Annotated in this window: 18 protein-coding genes; 6 read left to right on the top strand and 12 right to left on the bottom strand. The window is 68.3% G+C overall.

Going from position 1 to position 21,010, the window contains the following annotated elements:
• Positions 1–2: 2 nt before the first annotated feature.
• Both PUN71_RS12940 and PUN71_RS12935 read right to left on the bottom strand, forming a co-directional pair.
• Positions 3–536, bottom strand: coding sequence for a GNAT family N-acetyltransferase (locus PUN71_RS12940; protein WP_277798752.1), 534 nt, complete (start codon positions 534–536; stop codon positions 3–5).
• A gap of 30 nt (positions 537–566) precedes the next feature.
• Positions 567–1,526 carry a D-2-hydroxyacid dehydrogenase family protein gene (locus tag PUN71_RS12935; RefSeq protein ID WP_277798751.1) on the bottom strand — a complete coding sequence of 320 codons (960 nt, stop codon included), beginning with the start codon at positions 1,524–1,526 and terminating at the stop codon, positions 567–569.
• 142 nt (positions 1,527–1,668) lie between these two features.
• On the opposite strand from PUN71_RS12935, the gene PUN71_RS12930 reads away from it, so the two are divergent.
• Entirely contained in the window at positions 1,669–2,862 is a 1,194-nt protein-coding gene (locus PUN71_RS12930) for an MFS transporter (protein WP_277798750.1), read from the top strand.
• Between the two features lie 121 nt (positions 2,863–2,983).
• Here PUN71_RS12930 and aceB read toward each other — a convergent pair whose 3' ends face one another.
• Both aceB and aceA read right to left on the bottom strand, forming a co-directional pair.
• Positions 2,984–4,636: a malate synthase A gene (gene aceB / locus PUN71_RS12925; RefSeq protein ID WP_277798749.1), complete on the bottom strand. Its 1,653-nt coding sequence runs from the start codon at positions 4,634–4,636 to the stop codon at positions 2,984–2,986.
• A 217-nt stretch (positions 4,637–4,853) separates the two neighbouring features.
• The gene (gene aceA / locus PUN71_RS12920; RefSeq protein WP_277798748.1) at positions 4,854–6,170 is read right to left on the bottom strand and encodes an isocitrate lyase; all 1,317 of its coding nucleotides are present in this window, start codon (positions 6,168–6,170) and stop codon (positions 4,854–4,856) included.
• 149 nt (positions 6,171–6,319) lie between these two features.
• On the opposite strand from aceA, the gene PUN71_RS12915 reads away from it, so the two are divergent.
• Positions 6,320–7,831, top strand: coding sequence for an XRE family transcriptional regulator (locus PUN71_RS12915; RefSeq protein ID WP_043448964.1), 1,512 nt, complete (start codon positions 6,320–6,322; stop codon positions 7,829–7,831).
• 203 nt (positions 7,832–8,034) lie between these two features.
• Here the strand turns inward: PUN71_RS12915 and PUN71_RS12910 are convergent, their stop codons facing one another.
• Genes PUN71_RS12910 through PUN71_RS12900 form a run of 3 tightly spaced genes read right to left on the bottom strand, consistent with a single transcriptional unit; the run spans position 8,035 to position 11,178 of the window.
• Entirely contained in the window at positions 8,035–9,063 is a 1,029-nt protein-coding gene (locus tag PUN71_RS12910) for a TAXI family TRAP transporter solute-binding subunit (protein WP_277798747.1), read from the bottom strand.
• Positions 9,056–10,510, bottom strand: a complete 1,455-nt coding sequence (locus PUN71_RS12905; RefSeq protein WP_277798746.1) for a HAMP domain-containing sensor histidine kinase — start codon at positions 10,508–10,510, stop codon at positions 9,056–9,058. The genes PUN71_RS12910 and PUN71_RS12905 overlap by 8 nt, the downstream gene beginning before the upstream one ends.
• Positions 10,507–11,178: a response regulator transcription factor gene (locus PUN71_RS12900; protein WP_043449074.1), complete on the bottom strand. Its 672-nt coding sequence runs from the start codon at positions 11,176–11,178 to the stop codon at positions 10,507–10,509. The genes PUN71_RS12905 and PUN71_RS12900 overlap by 4 nt, the downstream gene beginning before the upstream one ends.
• A gap of 244 nt (positions 11,179–11,422) precedes the next feature.
• On the opposite strand from PUN71_RS12900, the gene PUN71_RS12895 reads away from it, so the two are divergent.
• On the top strand, positions 11,423–12,817 hold the full coding sequence (locus tag PUN71_RS12895; RefSeq protein ID WP_277798745.1) for an MFS transporter: 1,395 nt from the start codon (positions 11,423–11,425) through the stop codon (positions 12,815–12,817).
• Positions 12,818–12,922: 105 nt separating this feature from the next.
• Here PUN71_RS12895 and aztD read toward each other — a convergent pair whose 3' ends face one another.
• Genes aztD through aztB form a run of 4 tightly spaced genes read right to left on the bottom strand, consistent with a single transcriptional unit; the run spans position 12,923 to position 17,282 of the window.
• Entirely contained in the window at positions 12,923–14,140 is a 1,218-nt protein-coding gene (aztD, locus tag PUN71_RS12890; RefSeq protein ID WP_277798744.1) for a zinc metallochaperone AztD, read from the bottom strand.
• A 48-nt stretch (positions 14,141–14,188) separates the two neighbouring features.
• Complete coding sequence (gene aztC, locus PUN71_RS12885) at positions 14,189–15,115, bottom strand: zinc ABC transporter substrate-binding protein AztC (RefSeq protein WP_277798743.1); 927 nt, start codon at positions 15,113–15,115, stop codon at positions 14,189–14,191.
• The gene (locus PUN71_RS12880) at positions 15,112–16,356 is read right to left on the bottom strand and encodes an ABC transporter (RefSeq protein WP_277798742.1); all 1,245 of its coding nucleotides are present in this window, start codon (positions 16,354–16,356) and stop codon (positions 15,112–15,114) included. The genes aztC and PUN71_RS12880 overlap by 4 nt, the downstream gene beginning before the upstream one ends.
• A complete protein-coding gene (gene aztB / locus PUN71_RS12875; RefSeq protein ID WP_277798741.1) occupies positions 16,353–17,282 on the bottom strand; it encodes a zinc ABC transporter permease AztB in 930 nt (309 codons plus the stop codon). Before aztB ends, PUN71_RS12880 begins: the two co-directional genes overlap by 4 nt.
• Positions 17,283–17,333: 51 nt before the next feature.
• Between aztB and aztA the strand changes: the two genes are divergently transcribed.
• Complete coding sequence (gene aztA / locus PUN71_RS12870; RefSeq protein ID WP_277798740.1) at positions 17,334–17,981, top strand: zinc ABC transporter ATP-binding protein AztA; 648 nt, start codon at positions 17,334–17,336, stop codon at positions 17,979–17,981.
• Between the two features lie 49 nt (positions 17,982–18,030).
• Here aztA and PUN71_RS12865 read toward each other — a convergent pair whose 3' ends face one another.
• Positions 18,031–18,339: a hypothetical protein gene (locus PUN71_RS12865; RefSeq protein ID WP_277798739.1), complete on the bottom strand. Its 309-nt coding sequence runs from the start codon at positions 18,337–18,339 to the stop codon at positions 18,031–18,033.
• A gap of 97 nt (positions 18,340–18,436) precedes the next feature.
• Between PUN71_RS12865 and PUN71_RS12860 the strand changes: the two genes are divergently transcribed.
• Complete coding sequence (locus tag PUN71_RS12860; protein WP_277798738.1) at positions 18,437–19,051, top strand: TetR/AcrR family transcriptional regulator; 615 nt, start codon at positions 18,437–18,439, stop codon at positions 19,049–19,051.
• 103 nt (positions 19,052–19,154) lie between these two features.
• Complete coding sequence (locus PUN71_RS12855) at positions 19,155–20,903, top strand: pyruvate dehydrogenase (RefSeq protein ID WP_277798737.1); 1,749 nt, start codon at positions 19,155–19,157, stop codon at positions 20,901–20,903.
• Positions 20,904–21,010: the final 107 nt, after the last annotated feature.

The following is a 21,010-nucleotide window of genomic DNA, read 5'->3' as shown; positions in this document are numbered from 1 at the left end:
GGCTACGGCAGGGGCCGCTCCAGCACAAAGTCGTGTTCCACCGTGCTGCCCAGCCGGAAGGACTTGGTTCCCACTTTGCGGAAGCCCGATTTTTCGTAGAAGCGGATGGCGCGGGCATTCTGGCTGTTGACCCCCAGCCAGGCTCCCGCGCCGCCCAGGGCGGCGGACGCCTCCAGGCTTGCGTGCATCAGCTCAACGGCGGCGCCAAGCCCGTGGTAGTCGGGGTGGACGTAGCATTTGCTGATTTCCACGGAGGGCAGCAGGGACAGGACGGAGGCAACGTCCGGGTCCGTGGCGGGCCTGTTCACCAGGAGGCTGTAGCCGCTGAGGTCCCCGTCTGCGTCGATCGCCAGGATCGTGGTGTCCGGGTCGGCCAGGTATTCGTTGAAGTGGTCCTCGCTGAGCGTGTTGGCCAGGTGGGCGGCAATGTCGTCAGGCGACGACGACGGCGGGCAGGCCAGCGGAAAGGTGACGGCCGCCAGCACGGCGAGGCGGCCGGCGTCGTCTGCTGTTGCTTTGCGGATGGTGTGGGTCATGATGCTTCTTCCGGGTCGGTTCTTCCCCGCTCAGGCGGTGATGGTGCGGATGGGGGAGCCGGCCAGCCACGCGGTGATGTCCTCCAGCGCGCCGCCGTAGAACTGGCGGTAGCTTTCCTGTGTGACGTAGCCAAGGTGGGGGGACAGCACGGTATTCGGGGCGGCAAGGAGCGGGTGCCCGGCCTGCAGGGGTTCCTGGTCGAAGACGTCCAGGGCGGCGCCGCGGATCCATCCGTTGGTGAGGGCCTTGACCAGGGCATCCTGGTCGACCAGGGGACCGCGGGCGGTGTTCACCAGGATGCCTTCGGGGCCCAGCAGGCGCAGCTCGGCCTCGCCGACCGTGTTCTCCGACCTCGGGGAGAGCCGCAGGTGGAGGGTGGCGACGTCGGCGACGGTGAAGAGTTCCTCCTTGGAGACCAGCCGGGCTCCGGCGTCGGCGGCAGCGTCCGCGGTCAGGTTCTGGCTCCAGGCCACCACGTCCATTCCGAAGGCCTGGCCGTAGGCCGCGATCCGCCGCCCGATCTTTCCCAGCCCCACGATGCCCAGGGTCTTCCCGGCGAGCTCCACGCCGACCGTTGACTGCCAGGTTCCGGCCCGGAGGGAGTTCTCCTCCGCCGGGAGGTGCCGCGCGATGGCGAGCAGCAGGGCCCAGGTCAGTTCCGGTGCGGCCGTGGGCGAGCCCGCGGTGCCGCACACGGTCACCCCGTGCTCGGCTGCGGCAGCGAGGTCGATCGCGGCGTTGGCCATTCCGGTGGTGACCAGCAGCTCAAGTGCGGGCAGCTTCTCGAACACCTCGCGCGGGAACGCCGTCCTCTCGCGCATGGCGATCACCATGGTGGTGTCTGCCAGCGCCGAGACGAGGGCGTCCCGGGAAGGGAACGGCTCGCGGTAGGAGGTGACGGAGACTCCCTCAGCCTCCAGGGCCGCGAAGTCGGCGAAGCCGTTGGCCACGTCCTGGTAGTCGTCGAGGATGGCAAGGCGGTGCGTCATGGGTGTCCTCCGCGGGTGCTTCGTCCTGGGCTCAGGTTCATCGTATGGCAGCACCGGCGGACAGGGCGCCTGAAACTCCAGCACCGCGGGGCGTGATAGCAATGGAAGTGATGAATCCACGCCCATTCCCGATTTTGCCGCTGTGAGCGGCCGCGTCCTGTCCCGCGTCCCAAAGAGCTGGGTCCTGCTGGCCTGCATCGGCCTGCTGGCGCTGAACCTCCGCGGCCCGTTCGTGGCCGTCGCGCCCCTGGTGGGCCCGATGCAGGCGGAACTGCACTTTTCGCCGGTCCTGCTGGGACTGCTGACCAGCATCCCCGTGCTCTGCTTCTCGCTCGCCGCACCGCTGGCCTCCCTGGCAGCCCGGAAGTTCGGCGCCGAGTTCGCCGTCACGCTGACCATCCTTGGCGTGCTCGCCGGGGTGCTGGTCCGCTCTGCGGGAGGACCGGTGCTGGTGGTGGCCGGAACGGTGGTCATCGGTGTGGCCATCACGGTGGGCAACATCGCGGTGCCGCTGATCATCCGGCGCGATTTTGCCCCACGGCGGCAGGGGACAGCGATGGGAATCTACACCGCCGCCCTGAACATCGGCTCGTTCCTGACCTCGGTGGCCATGGCCCCGCTGGCGTCCCTGACGGGCTGGCGGCTTGCCCTGGCGTCCGTGGCGCTCCTGGCCGTGGCCGCGGTGGCGGTGTGGGTCCTGGCCGTGGGGCCGCGGACCGCATTCCTGGTGGACGGCGGGGACGGGGCAGGTGTGGCGGCGGCCCGGGTTTCCGGCTCGGGCTGGACCACATTCGGGCTCACCGCAGGATTCGGCGGCCAGGCGTTTTCCTACTACGGCGTTACGGCGTGGCTGCCCAGCTACCTGCACGACGAGCTGGCCATGTCCACGTCCGAGGCCGGCGCCGCGTCCTCGATCTTCCAGATCCTGGCCATTGTGGGCGGCCTTGGTGTGCCCTTTGCGGCCAAGTACATGAGTACGACGGCGGTGGCGGTCACCCTGGGCACGCTGTGGCTTGCCGTTCCCGTGGGGCTGCTCTTCCTGCCGCAGCTGTGGTGGCTGTGGTCCACCTCCGGCGGGATTGCCCAGGGCGGCGGCATCACCCTGATCTTCATCGCCATCATCAAGCTCGCCCGCGACCAGGCCTCCGCGGGGCGGATGTCGGCTACGGTGCAGGGCCTGGGCTACTGCCTCGCCGCCGTCGCGCCGCCGCTCGTGGGCTTCGTCCATGACAGCTCCGGATCGTGGACCCCGGCACTGCTGGTCATCCTGGCTTCCGTGCTGGCCTTCTTCGTCAGCACCACCCTGTCCGTCCGGAAGGTGCCGAAGGGCCGCTGAGGCGAGGGCCGCCGTCGTACATTCTCGCGTGGTCATTCGGTTGCTCCGTCGCCGGGCCGGCGCCCCGGATTTCGGGGGGCCTGTTGCGAAGGGCGTGCCGGCCCGGCGGACGGAAGTCTTGCTATGCCGCGGCCAGCTCCTCGACGGTGGCCTTTTCACGGGCCTCGGTCAGGTAGCGGGCGTAGGCGGGGAGGGTAAGGAAGGACGGGAACTCGCGGCTCAGCGTGACCTCTTCAAAGATGTCGCGGGCGTCCTCGAACCGGTCGCCGTCGAAGCGCTCCAGCCGGGCGAATTCCTCGTCCAGGAGTTCCTCCACCCACTCGTGGCTGATGATCTCTCCGTGGTCGGTGATGGCCCGGGCGTAGATCCACTGCCAGAGCTGGGAGCGGGAGATTTCGGCGGTGGCGGCGTCCTCCATGAGGTTGTGGATGGCCACCGCGCCGTTGCCGCGCAGCCAGGACTCGATGTAGCGGATGCCCACTTCGATGTTGTTCCGGATGCCCTGCTCGGTGATGGTGCCGGTGGTGGCGGCAACGTCGATGAGCGCGCGGTCGTCCGGGGTGACGTCCTCGCGGAGCCGGTCCAGCTGGTTGGGCTTGCTGCCCAGGACGCCGTCGAACACCTCGCGGCACACGGGCACCAGGTCCGGGTGCGCCACCCAGGAGCCGTCGAAGCCGTCGTTGGCTTCGCGGGTCTTGTCCGCCCGCACCTTTTCGAGAGCGTTGGCGTTGGCTTCCGGGTCCTTGCGGTTGGGAACTGCTGCCGCCATGCCGCCGATGGCCATGGCGCCGCGCTTGTGGCAGGCCCGCACGAGCTGTTCGGTGTAGGCACGCATGAACGGCTGCGTCATGGTCACCTGGCCGCGGTCCGGGAGGACGAAACGGGGGCCGCGGGTGCGGAAGTTCTTGATGAGCGAGAAGATGTAGTCCCAGCGGCCGGCGTTCAGGCCCGAGGCGTGGTCGCGCAGTTCGTAGAGGATCTCCTCCATTTCGAACGCGGCGGTGATGGTCTCGATCAGCACCGTGGCGCGGATGGTGCCCTGCGGGATGCCGAGCAGGTCCTGGGCCAGGATGAAGATGTCGTTCCACAGCCGGGCCTCGAGGTGGTTCTCGATCTTCGGCAGGTAGAAGTACGGTCCCTTGCCCTGGGCCAGCAGGCGGCGGGCGTTGTGGAAGAAGAACAAGCCGAAGTCCACGATCCCGCCGGCGATCGGCTGGCCGTCAATGAGCATGTGCTTCTCCGGCAGGTGCCAGCCGCGGGGCCGGACCACGATGGTGGGGAGTTCACCGGCTGGCTTCAGCTTGTATTCCTTGCCCTCTTCGCTGGTGAAGTCGATCCGGCGCTCCAGGGCGTCGGTGAGGTTCAGCTGGCCCTTGATGACGTTCCGCCAGGTGGGGGTGGAGGAGTCCTCCATGTCAGCCAGCCATACCTTGGCGCCGGAGTTCAGGGCGTTGATGGTCATTTTCTTGTCCACCGGACCGGTGATCTCCACGCGGCGGTCCTCCAGGCCGGGGGCCGGGGGAGCAACCCGCCAGGACGGATCGTTGCGGATGTGCTCGGTCTCCCGCAGGAAGCGGGGGTCGGCGCCGGCGGCGATGTCGGCACGCCGGGTACGCCGTGCCTGCAGCAGCTCCTGCCGTCGCTCGGCGGTGGCCCGGTGCAGCTTCGCAATGAAGGAGAGGGCATCCGGGGTCAGCACCTCGTCCTGCCGGCAAATGGGCTGCGCGGTCAGGGTGATGCCATTGATCGTAAAGCTATCGGTAAAGCTGTTCATCTCAGTCTCCTTAAAGCCGAAAGGGAAGTTCGACGGCGGGTAGCGGCAGGGTGGCGACTTGGGCACGAGGCCGAGGAGCCGGTGTCGCGGCAGCCTGCGTAAAAGGGGCCCTGCGTCCGGCCTCGGCGAGTTCTACGAGCCCAAGGCCGGACGTGGGGAATAGCAGGCAGAGCGATGCCGGTCCGAAGGCCGGACGGAAGCGCCGCCGTCGTAAGCGTTAGTGGAACTGGCCCTCTTCGGTCGATCCGACCAGGGCGAGGGTGGACGCGTTCGGGTTGAGCGCGGTGGAGATGGTGTCGAAGTAGCCGGTGCCGACTTCGCGCTGGTGCTTGGTTGCGGTGTAGCCGCGGGACTCGGAGGCGAATTCCTTTTCCTGGAGTTCGACGTAGGCGCTCATGCCTTCCCGGGCGTAGCCGTGGGCAAGGTCGAACATCGAGTAGTTCAGGGCGTGGAAGCCGGCCAGGGTGATGAACTGGAACGTGAAGCCCATGGCGCCGAGTTCACGCTGGAACTTGGCAATGGTGTCGTCGTCCAGGTGCTTGCGCCAGTTGAACGACGGCGAGCAGTTGTAGGAGAGCATCTGGTCCGGGAATTCGGCCTTGACGGATTCGGCGAACTTGCGGGCCAGCTCCAGGTCCGGGGTGCCCGTTTCCATCCAGATGAGGTCGGAGTACGGGGCGTAGGCCTTGGCGCGGGCAATGCAGGGTTCGATGCCGTTGCGGACCTTGTAGAAGCCCTCGGCGGTGCGCTCGCCGGTGATGAATTCCTGGTCCCGCTCGTCGACGTCCGAGGTGATCAGGGTGGCTGCCTCGGCGTCTGTGCGGGCGATGACCACGGTGGGGGTTCCGGCAACGTCGGCTGCCAGGCGGGCGGCGTTCAGGGTACGGACGTGCTGCTGGGTGGGGATGAGCACCTTGCCGCCGAGGTGGCCGCACTTCTTTTCCGAGGCAAGCTGGTCTTCCCAGTGCACACCGGAGGCGCCGGCCTGGATCATGGACTTCATGAGTTCGTAGGCGTTCAGCGGGCCGCCGAAGCCGGCCTCGGCGTCGGCGACAATCGGCACCAGCCAGTCCTCGACGGTCTGGATGCCTTCGGAGAACTCGATCTGGTCTGCGCGGAGCAGGGCGTTGTTGATCCGGCGGACCACGGTGGGAACCGAGTTGGCCGGGTAGAGGGACTGGTCCGGGTAGGTGTGCCCGGAGTTGTTGGCGTCCGCGGCGACCTGCCAGCCGGAAAGGTAGATGGCGCGCAGGCCGGCCTTGACCTGCTGCACGGCCTGGTTGCCGGTGAGGGCGCCCAGGGCGTTGGTATAGCCGCCGGTCTTGTGCTCCTCGGTGAGCTGCTTCCACAGCTTTTCCGAACCGCGGCGCGCCAGGGTGTGCTCTTCGGAGACGCGGCCGCGGAGACGGACGACGTCGGAGGCTGAGTAGTCCCGGGTCACACCTTCCCAGCGGGGGTTGGCGGCCCACTCGAGCTCCAGGGCGGCGGCCTGCTGTTCGGGCGTCTGCTGGGTGGGCTCAAATGCTGCAGTCATCGTTGATCTCCTTGATTGAGCTCCGGAGGAGGTAGGTGGGAACCGCGCCGTTGAGGTTCCCACCGGCTTTTCCGGTGCGGTGTTTCTTTCCGTGTGAACTACTTTTCAGTACTTTCAACCCCCTTTCCAGATAAAAAGGGTGGAAAGAAATGCAGTTCTTCGCGTATTCTTCAGAAATGTCGCCTTCAAGCTGGAACAGGGACGTTTCCCAGCCTCCGTCCGCTTCGTCCACGGACCTTGATGTCATTTCCCTGGGCCGCCGTGTCCGCCATCTGCGGAAGCAGGCCGGGCTGACGCTCGATGACTTGAGCGCCGCCGTCGGAACTGCCCCGAGCCAGCTGAGCCTGATCGAAAACGGCAAACGCGAACCGAAACTGACCCTCCTCCAGCACCTTGCGGCGGCGCTCAACGTCAGCATTGACCAACTACTCGGGGCGGAGCCGCCCAGCCGCCGGGCCGCCCTGGAAATCGAGCTGGAACGGTACCAGCGCGGCCCGCTGTACGAGTCCCTGGACCTGCCCAAAATCCGCATCAGCTCACGGCTTCCGCTGGATGTGCTGGAGGCCCAGGTGGGGCTGCTGCACGAGCTCGAACGGAAGATGAATGAGCAGGTGGCCACCCCCGAGGAAGCCCGGCGCGCCAACGGTGAACTGCGGGCCATGATGCGGGAGCGCGGCAACTACTTCCCGGAGTACGAGGCCGAGGCGCAGAAGGTCCTCAAGGAGGTGGGCTACACCACCGGTCCGTTGAGCCAGCACGTCATCGCGGACATCGCCGCGCACCTCGGTTTCACCCTGCACCACGTGGGCGATTTGCCCCATTCCACCCGGTCAGTGACCGATTTGAAGAACCGCAGAATTTACCTGACGCAGAGCCAGCGGCAGGACCACGACCCCCGCTCGGTGCTGCTGCAGGCCCTGGGCCACTACGTCCTGGGCCACGAAACGCCGCGGAACTACGGCGACTTCCTGGCCCAGCGGGTGGCCACCAACTATTTCGCCGCCGCCCTGCTGCTGCCCGAGCAGGCCACGGTGGAATTTCTGCAAAAAGCCAAAGCGGCCAAGGAAATTGCCGTGGAGGACATCCGGGACGCATTCGCCGTGTCCTACGAGACGGCAGCCCACCGCTTCACCAACCTGGCCACGAAGCACCTGGGCATCACCACACATTTCCAGAAGACCCACCAGAGCGGCATCATCTACAAGGCGTATGAGAACGACGGCGTGAACTTCCCGCAGGACCACACCGGCGCCATCGAGGGCCAGCCGTCGTGCAAGGCCTGGACGTCGCGGGCCGTGTTCGACGTCCCGGACAAGTTCAGCGCCTACAGCCAGTACACCGACACCCCGTCCGGCACGTACTGGTGCACGGCCCGCACCGAGCGCTCACCCTCCGGGGAGTTCTCACTGAGCATCGGGGTGCCGTACCAGCACGTGAAGTGGTTCCGCGGACGGGAGACCACCGCCCGGGCCACCTCCAACTGCCCCGACCCCACCTGCTGCAAACGGCCGCCCGCCGAGCTTGCCAGCCAGTGGGCCGGGAACGCCTGGCCCTCCGCCCGGGCCCACTCCCACCTGCTGGCCGCCATGCCGCCGGGCGCCTTCCCCGGCGTGGACGAGACCGAGGTGTACAGCTTCCTGCAGGCCCACTCCGGCTCATAGGAAACCCCCCATCAGCTCCTGCCGGTTTCGTCCCGACGCCCGATCAACTCCTGCCGGTTTCGTCCAAACGCCCGATCACTTTCCTGTTGAAAGTGATCGGGCGTTCGGGTTTGAGTCGCCAAACGTGATCGGGCGTTTGGGTTTGAGCGGCCAAAGGTGATCGGGCGTTCGGGTTTGAGCCGCCAAAGGTGATGGCGCGTTGGTCAGCCGTGGAGCACCCGGTAGGCGTTGGCAGCGGCCGGGTGCAGCGGGACGCCCGCGGTGTTGATGAGGCTTTCCGCGCTGAGGAACTGCACGCCCAGGCTGGATTGCGGGATGAGTTCGGCGGCGGAGTGCACCAACAGTTGGACGGTCCGCTCCACGGTGGCGGTGTCCAGGTCGCGGCGGCACAGGAGCAGGTTGGGCGCGCCCACCGTCCACACGGCGGGGATGCCGGGATAGCTGCCCTCCGGAACCAGGACGCGGTCGTACAACCCGCCGTACCGCCGGCGAAGCTCCGGCAGCACGCTGGAAAGGTCCAGCAGGGCCAGCGCCACCTCCTGGGTGGCGGCGGCGATCGCCGCGGTGGGAACTCCGCCCGACCAAAACAGGGCATCCACGGTTCCGGCCTTAAGCGCGGCGATCCCGTCATTGAGGCCAAGGTTTTCGACGGCGGCTGTTCCGGCCGCGGGGACGGCGGCATCCGCTGAGGTGCCCAGCCCGGCTGCTTCGAGCAGGCGGGGAGTGGTCAGGGACGTCCCGGATCCGGGCTGGCCCACCGCAACGCGTCGCCCCGCCAGCCCGGAAAGCTCCCGGATGCCGCTGTCTTTCCGGACTACGCAATGCACATAGTTTTCATACACCTTGCCAATGGCTGCGATCCCCGCAGAATCCCCGCCGGGCTGGCCCGCAGCGTCGGCCAAAGCCACCGCGAAGGCGGCCCGCCCCGCCCGCAGCTCCGCGATGTTGTCCAGGCTCCCACCCGTGGCGACGGCCCGGGCATGGGCCGCCACTCCGTGGCGTTCCAGCGCCGCCGCCAGCAGGGTGGAGAACTCCAGGTAGAAACCGCCGGGTTCGCCGCCGGCCACCACCAGCTCCTCCGGCCGGTCCGCGGCGGTACAGGCAGCAAGGCCAGGCGGCAGGCAGGCGGCGAGTCCGACGGCGACGGCTGACTTCAGCACGGACCGCCGCGCCGGCAGGGCGGTGCGGCAGCCGGGCGAACCAGGTGTGTCCGAAGCGGCAGGTTCACGCACGGGCACCACCCCCACCGGATCCAGGTCCCGGGGCCGGCCGGGCAGGCGGCGGAATGGGAAACAGGACGCGTGCCGACAGCCCGTGCGGTGACGCGTCGGCCAGCACCAGGCGCGCTCCGTTGGCGGCTGCGAGTTCGCCCACGATGGTCATGCCCAGCCCGGTCCCCGGGATTGAAGCGTGCCGTGGGGACCGCCAAAACCTGGTGGCAGCCGAGGCGCGTTCGGCGGCGGAAAGCCCCGGGCCGTCGTCGGAAATTTCGACGGCGACCGTGCCGGCCTCCTGCCGGACCGCTGCCGTCACGGTGGCGCCGGGCGCGTACTTGGTGGCGTTGGTGAGGAGTTCGCCGGCCATCTGGGCCAGCTCTGCGGGGTGGCACGCCACCAGGACCGGCGGCTGCGGGGGTGGCTCCAGGACCAGCCGGCAGCCGGCCTGCCCGGCCAGCGGTGCCGCCCGCTCGATTTCCCCCTGGAGGATGGGGAACGGGTCCATGGGTTGGGCGGGAGCCTGGTCCCCGCTGCCGGCCGCCTGCAGGGAGCCCTCGGACGCCCGGTGCTCCGCGGCGGCGAGCTTCAGCACGCCATCCAGGATCTCCTCCACCCGGTCCAGTTCGGCCACCGCCCGCCCGGCCGCGTCATGTTCCCGGTCGGTCTTCAGCTCGAGCTGGAGCAGGTCCAGCCGCAGCCGGAGCGCCCCCACCGGGTTCCGCAGCTGGTGCGACGCATCAGCGATCAGCTGCCGCTGCGCCGCCATGCTGGCGCTGACGGTGTTGGCCATGGCGGTGAAGGACCGGCTCAGTTCGCGCAGCTCCGGCGGCCCGTCCTCGGGCAGGCTTCCCGTCCGCCCGGTCCGTTCCAGTTCATGCACGGCCGAATCGAGCCGCAGCACAGGCCGCAGCACCCAGCCCGTGACCCGGGCGGCCCCCACCAGGAGCACGGCGGCCAGCACCAGGGCGGCAACCCCCACGCCGAGCCATCGCTCACGGAGTTTCTGCTGGGCCGCGTCGGCATGGACGTCCAGGACCACGGCGCCCAGGACCTGGCTGGCGCTGCCGAAGGGACGGAAGATGACGCGGGGACCGGAACCGAAGGGCTCCAGCTGCTCCAGCGATGTGTTGCTGACGTTGAGCCGGGCCAGGGCCAGCGCGTTCTGCACATCGGGCCGGTCCGCCGGGAGGCCGCCGGAAGCCAGGGTCTGCTCCTGCACCCGCACCACGATGCCCTCGCCGTACAGGCCGGAGTAGGTGTCCATCTCCTGCTGCAGCCGCACCGTGTCCCCGTCGCCCGCGGCATCAAAGGCCACCTGCGCCAGCCGGTTCACGGATGCCGCCCGGTTGATCTGCAGCTCCTGCGTGAGCTCGCGGGACGCCGAACCCAGGATGGTGCCCGAGATCAGGAAGACCACCACCAGGCAGAGCACGCTGAGGACACCCAGCACCCGCAGCCTCATCCGGACGCCGCCTCCACCCGGTACCCCACGCCGCGGACGTTGATGATGAAGCCGGGCTTCTGCAGTTTGGCCCGCAGCCCGGTGAGGTGGACGTCCAGCGACCGCGAGGACGCCAGGAAGGCATCGCCCCAGAGCGCGTCCAGGATCTGTTCCCGCGTGACCACCGAGCCCGCGTGGCGTGCCAGCAGGGCCAGGAGCTCAAACTCCGTGGCGGTCAGGGGCAGGGGCGTGCCCGCCCTGGAAGCGGTGTGCCGGTTCAGGTCGATGGCAAGGTCGTCCAGCACAATGACGTCCTCCCGCGGTGTTCCGCGCTGCCGCCCCGCCCGCCGGGTCACCGCTTCGATCCGGGCCAGCAGTTCCACCAGTTTCACCGGCTTGACCAGGTAGTCGTCCGCGCCCGAGCGGAGCCCCAGCACCACGCTGCGTTCGTCGTCGCGCGCTGTCAGGATCAGGATGGGGACGTCGGTGACCTGCCGGAGCTTGCGCAGCACCTCCAGGCCGTCCATGTCCGGCAGGCCCAGGTCCAGCAGGATCACCTGGAAGTCCCGGTGGGAGAGCAGCGCGTCTGCGCCGCGGGAGAGCCGCTGAGGGTGGTGCCCGGCGCTTTCGACGGCTGCGGCCAGGGCACCGGCCATGGCGTCGTCGTCCTCGACGATCAGCACGTCCATGGCCATCTTCCTTGCTGCTTTTCCTGTATGTCCGGTTCATCCCTGCCCCGTGAGATTACCGCGTGGCGCCAGGATATGCCCGACGGCGGCAGGCCCGGCAGGACAGGCAAGGGAACCCGGACGGCAAAACCTAAGGAAGTGTTAGGAAAGTGCCGTCCGCGTTGGTTGTGCGGTGGATCACCCATACCGTGGATGGGGCCCTCCGGCGTCGGAGGCCGCCGTCACCACCAGGAGGAACTCACCGATGAGCACCCAACAAACCGCGCCCCTGTCGGAGGCCGCCCAGACCCGCAGGGCGGTGGGCAACATCCTGAAGGGCTCCGCCGGCAACCTTGTGGAGTGGTACGACCTTTACGTCTACACCGTCTTCGCCGCCTACTTCCAGGCGCACTTCTTTAACTCCAAGGACGAGCTGCAGGCGGGGCTGGAAGCGATGGCAGTCTTCTCCACGTCGTTCCTCATGCGTCCCATGGGTGCCTGGTTCTTTGGCCGGTACGCCGACCGCAAGGGCCGCAAGGCCGCCCTGACGCTGAGCGTAACCATGATGTCCGCCGGTTCCTTCGGCATTGCCGTGCTGCCCACGCAGGACGTGATCGGGCTGTGGGCCATGATCCTGCTGGTGCTCATCCGCGTGATCCAGGGCTTCTCCGTGGGCGGCGAATACGGCACCAGCGCCACCTATATGTCCGAGGCCGCCACCTCCAGGCGCCGCGGCTTCTTCTCCAGCTTCCAGTACGTCACGCTGGTGGGCGGCCAGATGATGGCCCTGCTGGTCCTGGTCATCCTGCAGAACGTGATGCCCAAGGGCGACCTGAACGAGTGGGGCTGGCGGATCCCGTTCGCCATCGGCGGCGTTGCGGCCCTCGTGGTCCTGTGGCTGCGCCGCTCCATGGAGGAAACGGTCTCGGCCGAGCAGATCGAGGCAGCCAAGACCCCGGCGGTGGCCGGCCAGGCCCAGCCGGGCACCATGAAGCTGCTGTTCACCACCTACTGGAAGCCGCTGCTGGTCTGCATCGGCATTACCCTGGGCGGCACCGTGGCGTTCTACACCTACACCAACTTCATCCTGAAGTTCATGAACGATACGTCCGGCATCGCCAAGACCGACACGTCCGTGATCAACTTCTGGGCCCTGTTCATCTTCATGCTCCTGCAGCCCGTGTACGGCATCATCTCGGACAAAGTGGGCCGCAAGCCGCTGCTGCTCTGGTTCGGCATCACCGGTGTCCTGTTCACCTGGCCGCTGCTCTCCACGCTGGCCGGCACCAAGGATCCGTTCACTGCGTTCCTGCTGATGATGGGCGGCCTGCTGATCGTGGGCGGCTACACCTCCATCAACGCGCTGGTGAAGGCCGAGCTGTTCCCCGCCTCCATCCGCGCCCTTGGCGTGGGACTGGGCTACGCGATTGCCAACTCGCTGTTCGGCGGGACCGTTCCGCTGATTGGTGCGGCCTTCCAGAAGGCCGGCCAGGAGGAGCTGTTCTTCACCTACGTCACCGTGGCGATCGCCATCTCGCTGCTGGTCTACATCTTCGCGCTGAAGAACAAGAAGGCCACGCACCTGGACGCGGAGCAGGGGCACGCCTGGGTGCAGGCCGGTGCCGGCGACGGACAGGACAAGGACCGGCTCGGCGTCTAGCGCCGGGGCCCTAAAGCACCTGGTCACCAGGGAGGCGTACGACGGCGGCTGCCCGGCCGCCGTCGTACGCCTCCTTTTGTGCCCAGTTCAGACCGTAGGGCGGGGTCAGTACCTGCCGAGGGTGACGGCGATTTCGTTGGGCGTGACGTCCAGTTTTTCGGAAGCAGTGACTTTTCCGGTGGCAAGGTCAACGGCGTGCACCGTGTTGGTGGCGGGCTCGGTGACGTAGGCGGTGGTTCCGTTCACGGCAAGGGCCGGGTGGGCGTCCTGCCATTCGGCCGGCCCGTTCCAGGGGGCGATGACGGGGAATTCGTTGACGATTTTTCCGTCCCGGGGATCCAGGACGTGGATGGATCCGTTGGTGGAGAGGATGTACGCGAGGCCGTCCGGGCCGCGGGCGACGTCCCGGAAGGTGTAGTTGACGGTCTCGGGTAGCTCGACCACGGTATAGCTGTGCTTTTCGGTGTCGATGAGGACCACCGCGTTCAGCAGATAGCCCTCGGCGTCGGGGTCGTTCTTGTAGTCGCCCACCACGATGGGACTGTCCCCGGAGGCATAGGCGTTGCCCATGCGGCCGTAGGCATCGGGTGCCGTGAACTTTTCGAACGCCCCGTCGTGGAAGAGCAGCGCGCCGTCCTCGCAGCCGAACACCACGGCTTCGCCGGCGGCGGTTCCTTCGCCGTGGATGCCGGGGCACTGGTTGTTCTCCGCGGACTTGTCCCAGTAGTCACCGTGCGCGTGCAGGGCCGCGGCGCCGCTGCGGGACGATGTGTCTCCAATGGTGGTCAGCAGCGTGCCGTCCGCGAGCACAATGGAGACTCCGTGGTGCGGCGACGGCGCGGTGTAGGTCCGCGCGGCGGGCACGGCGCCATCCGCAGCGGCAAGATCGGCGGTCTCCAGGATGGTGGTGGTGCCGGTTCCGTCGTCGAACAGGACGGTGTTGCCGGCGTGCCGGACCACGTGGCCGGCGGCCCGGGCAGGGACCACGAGGTCCGTAAGTTCCGGCTGCACTGTGTCCAGCAGTTGGAAACCCGCCGTGGTGGTGACCAAAACATGCCGGCCGTCACCCGCGGCGTTAAGCCTGGTGAATTCCTCGGAGCCGAACGTCCCGGCCACCTTCAGGGTCTGTCCGTCCAGGACGCTGATTCCGCCGGGGTGGGAGATCGCGATGCGCCCGTGCGCCTCCGCCGGTGCGGAAGCCGGTCCACTGCCGGCAGCGGGGACGGTGCTGGCCGGGCTGCTGGTGGCGCAGCCGGAGGCGAGGAGCGTGACCGCGGCCATGGCGGCGAGGCTGCCCAGGCGGTGGTGTTTTCGGGTGTGCATGGTGTGGTTCCTCCGGGTTTTGGTGCGGTGCATGGTGCGGGTGGCCTTTCAGGGTGTGGGATGCGGTGATGCTGTGAGTCCGTGGACGATGCGCCCGGTGTTGGCCCGCATCATGTCCAGATAGGTGGGGGCGGCGCCGCCGGGACCGCTGAGTGATTCGGTGAAGAGGGCCGCCACCTGGACGTTCACGCCGGCTTCGCTGGCCAGGACCTGCACCAGGCGGTCGGGTTGGGAGGATTCGGCGAAGATGGTGGGCACTCCCGCCTGCCGGATGGCCTCGCTGAGTTGGCGGAGGTCACCGGCGCCGGGGGCTGCGAGCGTGGTGCCCCCGGGGATCACGGCGCCCACCACGCGAAAGTCGAAGCGCTTGGCAAGGTAGCCAAAGACGTGGTGGTTGGTGACCAGTGCCCGCCGCCCGTCCGGGATCGCGGCAAAGGCTTGAGCCATGTCCGCGTCGAGGGCCGCCAGCTGTTGCCGGTACGCTTCCGCGCCCGCGGCAAGCCGTGCAGGGTCGATTCCCTCGATGTTCCGGGCTGATTCTTCCAGGGCGTCGACGACCTTGATCATGGCCGTGGGGTCGGTCCAGAAATGCGGATCCGGCGTGCCTTCCGCGTCTCCTGACCCATAGGGGATTGCGGTAATGGCATCCCCTGCCACCAGCATGGGTGCACCGGCCGCCGCGGCCCGGTCCAGGTGCTGCTGCAGCCCTTCCTCAAGGCCAAGCCCATTCGAAACCACCAGGTCTGCGCTGCCCATCAGGGCCGCATCCCTGGCGGAGATTTCAAAGGAGTGCGGGTCGGCGTTGGGCTGCATGAGGGTTGTGACTTCGGCCTGGTTTCCCAGGACCTGCTGCACGACGTCGCCAAGGATGTTGGTGGTCACCACAACCTGCGGCTGCCTGGGTTCCTCCGGCTGGGAACAGCCCGGCAGCACGAGCGCCGCAGCCAGGGCGGCGACCAGCGCGGCCCGCCTCACCGGCCGGTCTCCACGAGGTGCACTGGTGTGGTGGGCATGCTGAGGGTGCGGGCCACCCTGGCGCCATCGGCATAGTCGATTTCGTGGACCACGCCTTCCGCGGGAGCGTTGACGTAGGCGCGCTGGGCATCGACGGTGAGGTGGATGTGGTCCGCCAGGTCAGGGCTGGCCAGCGTGGCGGCCAGCAGCGGTTCCGTCCTGGCGACCCGCTCCTTGTTGGCTGCGTCGTAGACCTGCACGGTGCCGTCGCCGGCAACCACCACTACGTGCCCCGCGGCATCGTCTGCCGTGGCCGCTGCCAGCACCGGGGCCGACGTCGGCAGCCATTCCCACGTGTGCCGGCGCGTGTTAAGGAGCCAGACGCCGGCATCGCTGCCGGTTCCGGCGACGGTGGGCCTGCCCTTGCGCCCGTTGAAGGATGTTGCGGGGGCGGCGGCGCCCTCCGGGTAGGGGACGTGGTGGAGGACGGGGGTGTGGCCGTCAGCCGTGGCGACGACTGCGCCGTCGGCACATCCGATGACCAGCCCGGCCCGCGTGGTGATGGTTCCTGCCGCCGCCGGGCACTCCGCCGTGGCCAGTTGCTTTCCGCTGGCGTCGACGGCGCGCACCCGGGCAGCTGTTCCGCCGTTGCCGGCCTCGGTGACCAGGGCGCCGTCGCCCAGCGGAGCAATAATGCCGGCATGCGGTTCGACGGAGAGCCGCAGGGCCTCCGTGATCCTGCCGTCGGACAATTCCGCGTTGTCCAGGAGGATGGCGGTGCCCGAGGCGGGGAAGAACACGCCCGTGGTCCCGGCGGTGGACAGCATCCCGCCGGCAATGGTGGGGGTTCCGTCGCCGGCCAGCGTCCCCACCGGCCGCGGGGCGGCACGGTAGTAGTGGAAATGATCCACGTGGTCCCAGGTCCACGCTCCGCTGTCGAAGATGTCCACGCCTGCGCTGTTGGCCGCGAAAACGTAGCGGCCGTCGGTGGTGACCCCGTCCGGCGGCTGTACCCGTGCAGGCTGCGATGTGGTGCCGGAGAGCAGGTCCAGCATGGCGGCCTGGCCGGCGGCGTCAATGGCCACCAGGTGCAAGGGTGGCTCGGCCGCCTCCGCTAAGCCGGGGCGGTCTCCGTGGCTTCCTTCGGGGGAGGCGGAGCCGGCGGGGGCGGGTGGTGACTGCGGGGGAGCTGCGTTGGTGCAGCCGGTGGCGAGCAGGAGGGCCAGGGCGGCCAGGGCCGCGGCAGGTGTCTGGGGTTTCATTGCTGCTTTCCGTGGAGGGGAACAAGGTCGGTGGCCGGCGCCGGTTCGAAGCCCTGGGTGCCAGGGGCGGCAACTCGGGAGGAGGTTGCCCGTGCCGCTGCGCTGATCCGTGCCGCGGCGCTGGTCCGTGCCGCGGCGCTGGAGAGGGCTGCGAGTGCGGCGGCGGCCGCGGCGATGGAGGCACCGGCCGCCGTGCCCGCGTACCAGGAGCACAGCAGGCCCAGCCCAACGGCCAGCACGCCCGCGGCGGAGGCCAGGGCCATCCGGGCCGGGATGCTGCGGGTCCAGGGGGCGGCAGCGACAGCCGGCGCCAGCAGCAGCCCGACGACGAGCAGGGAACCAACGGCCTGGTAGGAGGAGACGACGGCGAGGGTCACCAGCCCTACCAGCGCCAGTTGGGCGAGGTCAGGGCGGAGCCCGAGGGTCACGGCGATGCGGCGGTCAAAGGCGGCGGCCACGAACCGCCGGTGCAGGGCGACCGCGGTGGCCACCGCGGCACCCGCGGCCAGGAGCAGTCCGCCAAGATCCGCCATATCCAGGGCAAGGATGTCCCCGAACAGCATGGCTGTGGCGTCGGTGGCGAAGGAGCGCGAATGGGAGACGATAATGACGCCCAGGGACAGCATGGCCACGAACAGCAGGCCGATGCTGGTGTCGTAGGAGAGCCTGCCGCGGCGCTGGAGGGCGCTGATCATGGCAGTCATGACGACGGCACTCGCGGCGCCGCCCACCAGCGCCGGAACGCCAGCGACCGTCGCCAGCGCCACACCGGGCAGCATGCCGTGGCCAATGGCTTCGCCCAGGAAGGCCATGCCGCGGATCACCACCCACGTTCCCACCACGCCGCAGATGACAGCCACGAGGGCTCCGCCCAGCAGGGCGCGGAGGAAGAAGTCGGCGGTAAAGGGTTCAATCAGCAGGTGCACGTGACCAGCCTAGCTTATTGAGAATGATGCTCAATAGCGTTAAGGTGAAGCGTGCCTACATCCGGATATGCCCTGCAAGCCCGCCACCTTCACTACAGATTTGGTCCGGTCCCTGCCCTGCGGGACGTCAGTGTCGGACTCCAATGGGGTGCGGTGACTGCCATTGCCGGACCCAACGGCGCCGGCAAGTCCACCCTGGTGGAGATCCTGGCGGGCGTGCGCAGGCCCGGCTTCGGCACTGTGGAATGCGACAGCGGGATCGCCCTGGTGGTCCAGCGGGTCGCCACCCCGGACACCCTTCCCCTGACCGTCCGCGATGTGGTGGCGATGGGAACGTGGGGGAGGCGGCGGGACCAGGCCGCCCGCATCACCAGGGCCGGGCGGAGGGAGCGCGTCGACCATGCCCTGGAGCGGGTACGGCTGGAAGGTCTTGCCGGGCGGCCCTTCAACCAGCTGTCCGGCGGCCAGCGCCAGCGCGCACTGCTGGCCCAGGGCATCGCCCGCCAGGCGCGCGTCTTTCTCCTGGACGAGCCTGCTGCCGGCCTGGACCGGGAAAGCCGGATGCGCACGCGGTCCATCCTCGCCGCGGAGGCCCGGCGGGGCGCCGCCGTTGCCTGCGTAAGCCATGACGAAGAATCGATCGCCGCAGCGGATGCTGTGGTCCGCCTGGATGCAGGACGGCTGCTCGGTCAGGTCTAGACGTGTCCTGGCGGCGGCCCGTACACCCCCGCCGGTGGGTCATCCGCCACTAGCGGCGGATGACCCACCGGCGCGCCAGGAAGCCGTAGCCGGCGAACAGGCGGGGCAGCACCACATAAACCGCCGTAGGAACCACCACCATGGTCAGGGCCATTGCCCGGAAGATGGGGTGCCAGTTCTCCATTAAGGGGGCGGAAGTGATCATGCCGATGGCAACAAGCGGAAAAATCGCCAGCCAGGTGATGGCGGCGCGGACATGGATCGACGGCGGTGCTGCCGGTGCAGGCAGCGCCACGGACCCTGATGGGGTGGATGGCTGGGCGCTTGCCGGGGCTGAGGGCTGTGAAACAGTATCCATGGAAACTCCAACTACTTAGTTGCTTTTGCTTGCAATGACAATAAGCGCGCTCGGAAGCAATTGCAACTACCTGGTTGGAATTGCGTAGACTGACGTCATGGCATGGGACACGGAGCGGACCAAAGAGCTGCTGCTGGCGGCTGCAACGGAAGAGTTCAGCGCCAAGGGCCTGGCCGGCGCCCGGGTGGACCGCATCGCGGCGGCCGCAGGCGTCAACAAGGAACGCATTTACCAGTACTTCGGCAAAAAGGATGAGCTGTTCGACGCCGTCCTGGCCGCCGAAATGGTCCGGGTCATGACTGAAGTACCCATCAACGGCAGGGGGCCGGGGGCGTTCGGGGACTATGCCGGACGCCTCTTCGACCGGCACACCACCGATGGCGTCCTGCCCAGGCTCCTGTTCTGGGAAGGCCTGGAACGGGGCGGCGAGACTGTCAGCCGTGCCACCCGGTCCGACCATTGCGCCATCAAGGTGGGCCAGGTCCTGGACGTCCTGCCCGGGATCGACCGGACCGACGCGGCGGACCTGTTGATCACCGTCATCACCCTGTGTGACGGCTGGCCGGTCCTTCCCCAGATCGACACCCTCCTGGCGGGCAGCAGCGAAGACCGCACCACCCGCCGTCGTGCATTTATCGTGCGCACCGCAACCCTGCTCGCTGAAGCCCTGACAGCCGAGGCAGCGGCCGTGCCGCAAGCCGCGCGTCGCTAAGCGGACCGTTCCGCCGGGGGAGCGGGCCTGGGAAGGGCGCCAGGGCGGGCGGACTATATTGGCCATGTCAGCACACCACCACAAACGCGGGAGTCTGCCACCCATGGCCAAGGAACTTGCCACCCAGCTCATCGAACAACTCCAGGCTGCCGGCGTGCAGCGGATCTACGGGATCGTGGGGGACAGCCTCAACCCGATCGTGGACGCGGTCCGCCAGACGGGAGGCGCCGCGAAGGGCGGGATCGACTGGGTGCATGTGCGCCATGAAGAAGCCGCAGCGTTTGCGGCTGCCGCCGAAGCCCAGCTCACGGGAAAGCTCGCGGTGTGCGCCGGCTCCTGCGGCCCCGGCAACCTGCACCTGATCAACGGGCTGTACGACGCCAACCGCTCCGGGGCGCCGGTGCTGGCCATCGCCTCCCACATTCCCAGCAAGCAGATCGGCAGCAGCTTCTTCCAGGAGACCCACCCGGACCGGCTGTTCAACGAATGCTCGGTGTACTCGGAACTCATCAGCACGGCCGAGCAGGCACCACGCGTCATGCACAGCGCCATTCAGCACGCGCTGGGACTCGGGGGAGTCGCCGTCGTGACCCTGCCCGGAGACATCGCCGGCCTGGAAGCCGCGGCCCCCACCCCGCTGCCCGCCGCGTTCCGGCCCGCCAGCCTGGTTCCGGACCCGGCCAGCGTCCAGGCGCTCGCGGACACCATCAACGACGCCGGCAAGGTGGCCATCTTTGCCGGTGCCGGCGTGGAGGGCGCACACGCGGAACTGATGGCGCTCGCCGAACTGGCCAAGGCGCCCGTGGGCCACTCGCTCCGCGGCAAGGATTTCGTCCAGTATGACAACCCTTTCGACATCGGCATGACCGGGCTGCTGGGCTATGGGGCCGCAGCCGAGGGCATCGAGGACGCCGACCTGCTGGTTCTCCTCGGCACGGACTTCCCCTACGACCAGTTCCTGCCGGACACCCGGACCGCGCAGGTGGACCGGGCGGCCCACCGGCTGGGCCGCCGGACCGACGTCGACATCGCCGTCCACGGCGACGTGCTGCCCACCCTGCGCGCCCTCCTGCCGCTGGTCAAGGCTAAGAAGAGCCGGCGCTTCCTGGACCAGATGCTCAAGAAACACGACCGCCTGATGAACAAGGCCGTGGGCGCCTACACCCGCAAGGTGGAGAAAAAGCAGCCCATCCACCCGGAGTACGCGGCCTCCCTGCTGGACCAGGTTGCGGCCGAGGACGCCATCTTCACCGCCGACACCGGGATGTGCAACGTCTGGACCGCCCGCTACATCAACCCGCTGGGCACCCGCCGGCTGATCGGATCCTTCCTGCACGGCTCCATGGCCAATGCCCTCCCGCATGCCATCGGCGCACAGCTGGCATTCCCCGGCCGCCAGGTCATCTCGGTGTCCGGCGACGGCGGGCTGTCCATGCTGCTGGGCGAGCTCATCACCGCCGCCGCCTACAAACTGCCCGTCAACGTGGTGGTCTTCAACAACTCGACGCTGGGCATGGTCAAGCTCGAGATGCTGGTTGACGGCCTGCCCGACTTCGGCGTGGACGTGCCGGACGCCAACTACGCGGCCGTTGCACAGGCGCTGGGCTTCCACGCGGTGCGGGTCACGGACCCCGCGCAGATCGAATCGGCCTACCGGGAGGCGTTTGCGCACCCCGGCCCGTCACTGGTGGAGCTGATCACCGATCCCAAGGCGCTGTCCATCCCGCCGAAGATCTCCGGCTCGCAGGTGATCGGCTTCGCCACCGCCATGTCCAAGGTGGTCCTCAACCGCGGCGCGGGCGAGGCTGTGAGCATGGCCCGCAGCAATCTGCGCAACATTCCGCGGCGCTGACCGGGTCCAGACCCGCCATGAGATACTGCCCTTAAATCCGGAACGCGTCTGCATAAAGTGCAGACGCGTTCCGGATTTTTCGGCGAAAAGTGATGGGGCGTTTGGGT

Origin of the sequence: Arthrobacter sp. NQ7 (genome assembly GCF_029581595.2) — a bacterium.
GTDB lineage: Bacteria > Actinomycetota > Actinomycetes > Actinomycetales > Micrococcaceae > Arthrobacter > Arthrobacter phenanthrenivorans_B.
Note: the sequence above shows the minus strand (reverse complement) of the source record. Positions and strands in the feature narration are given on the sequence as shown.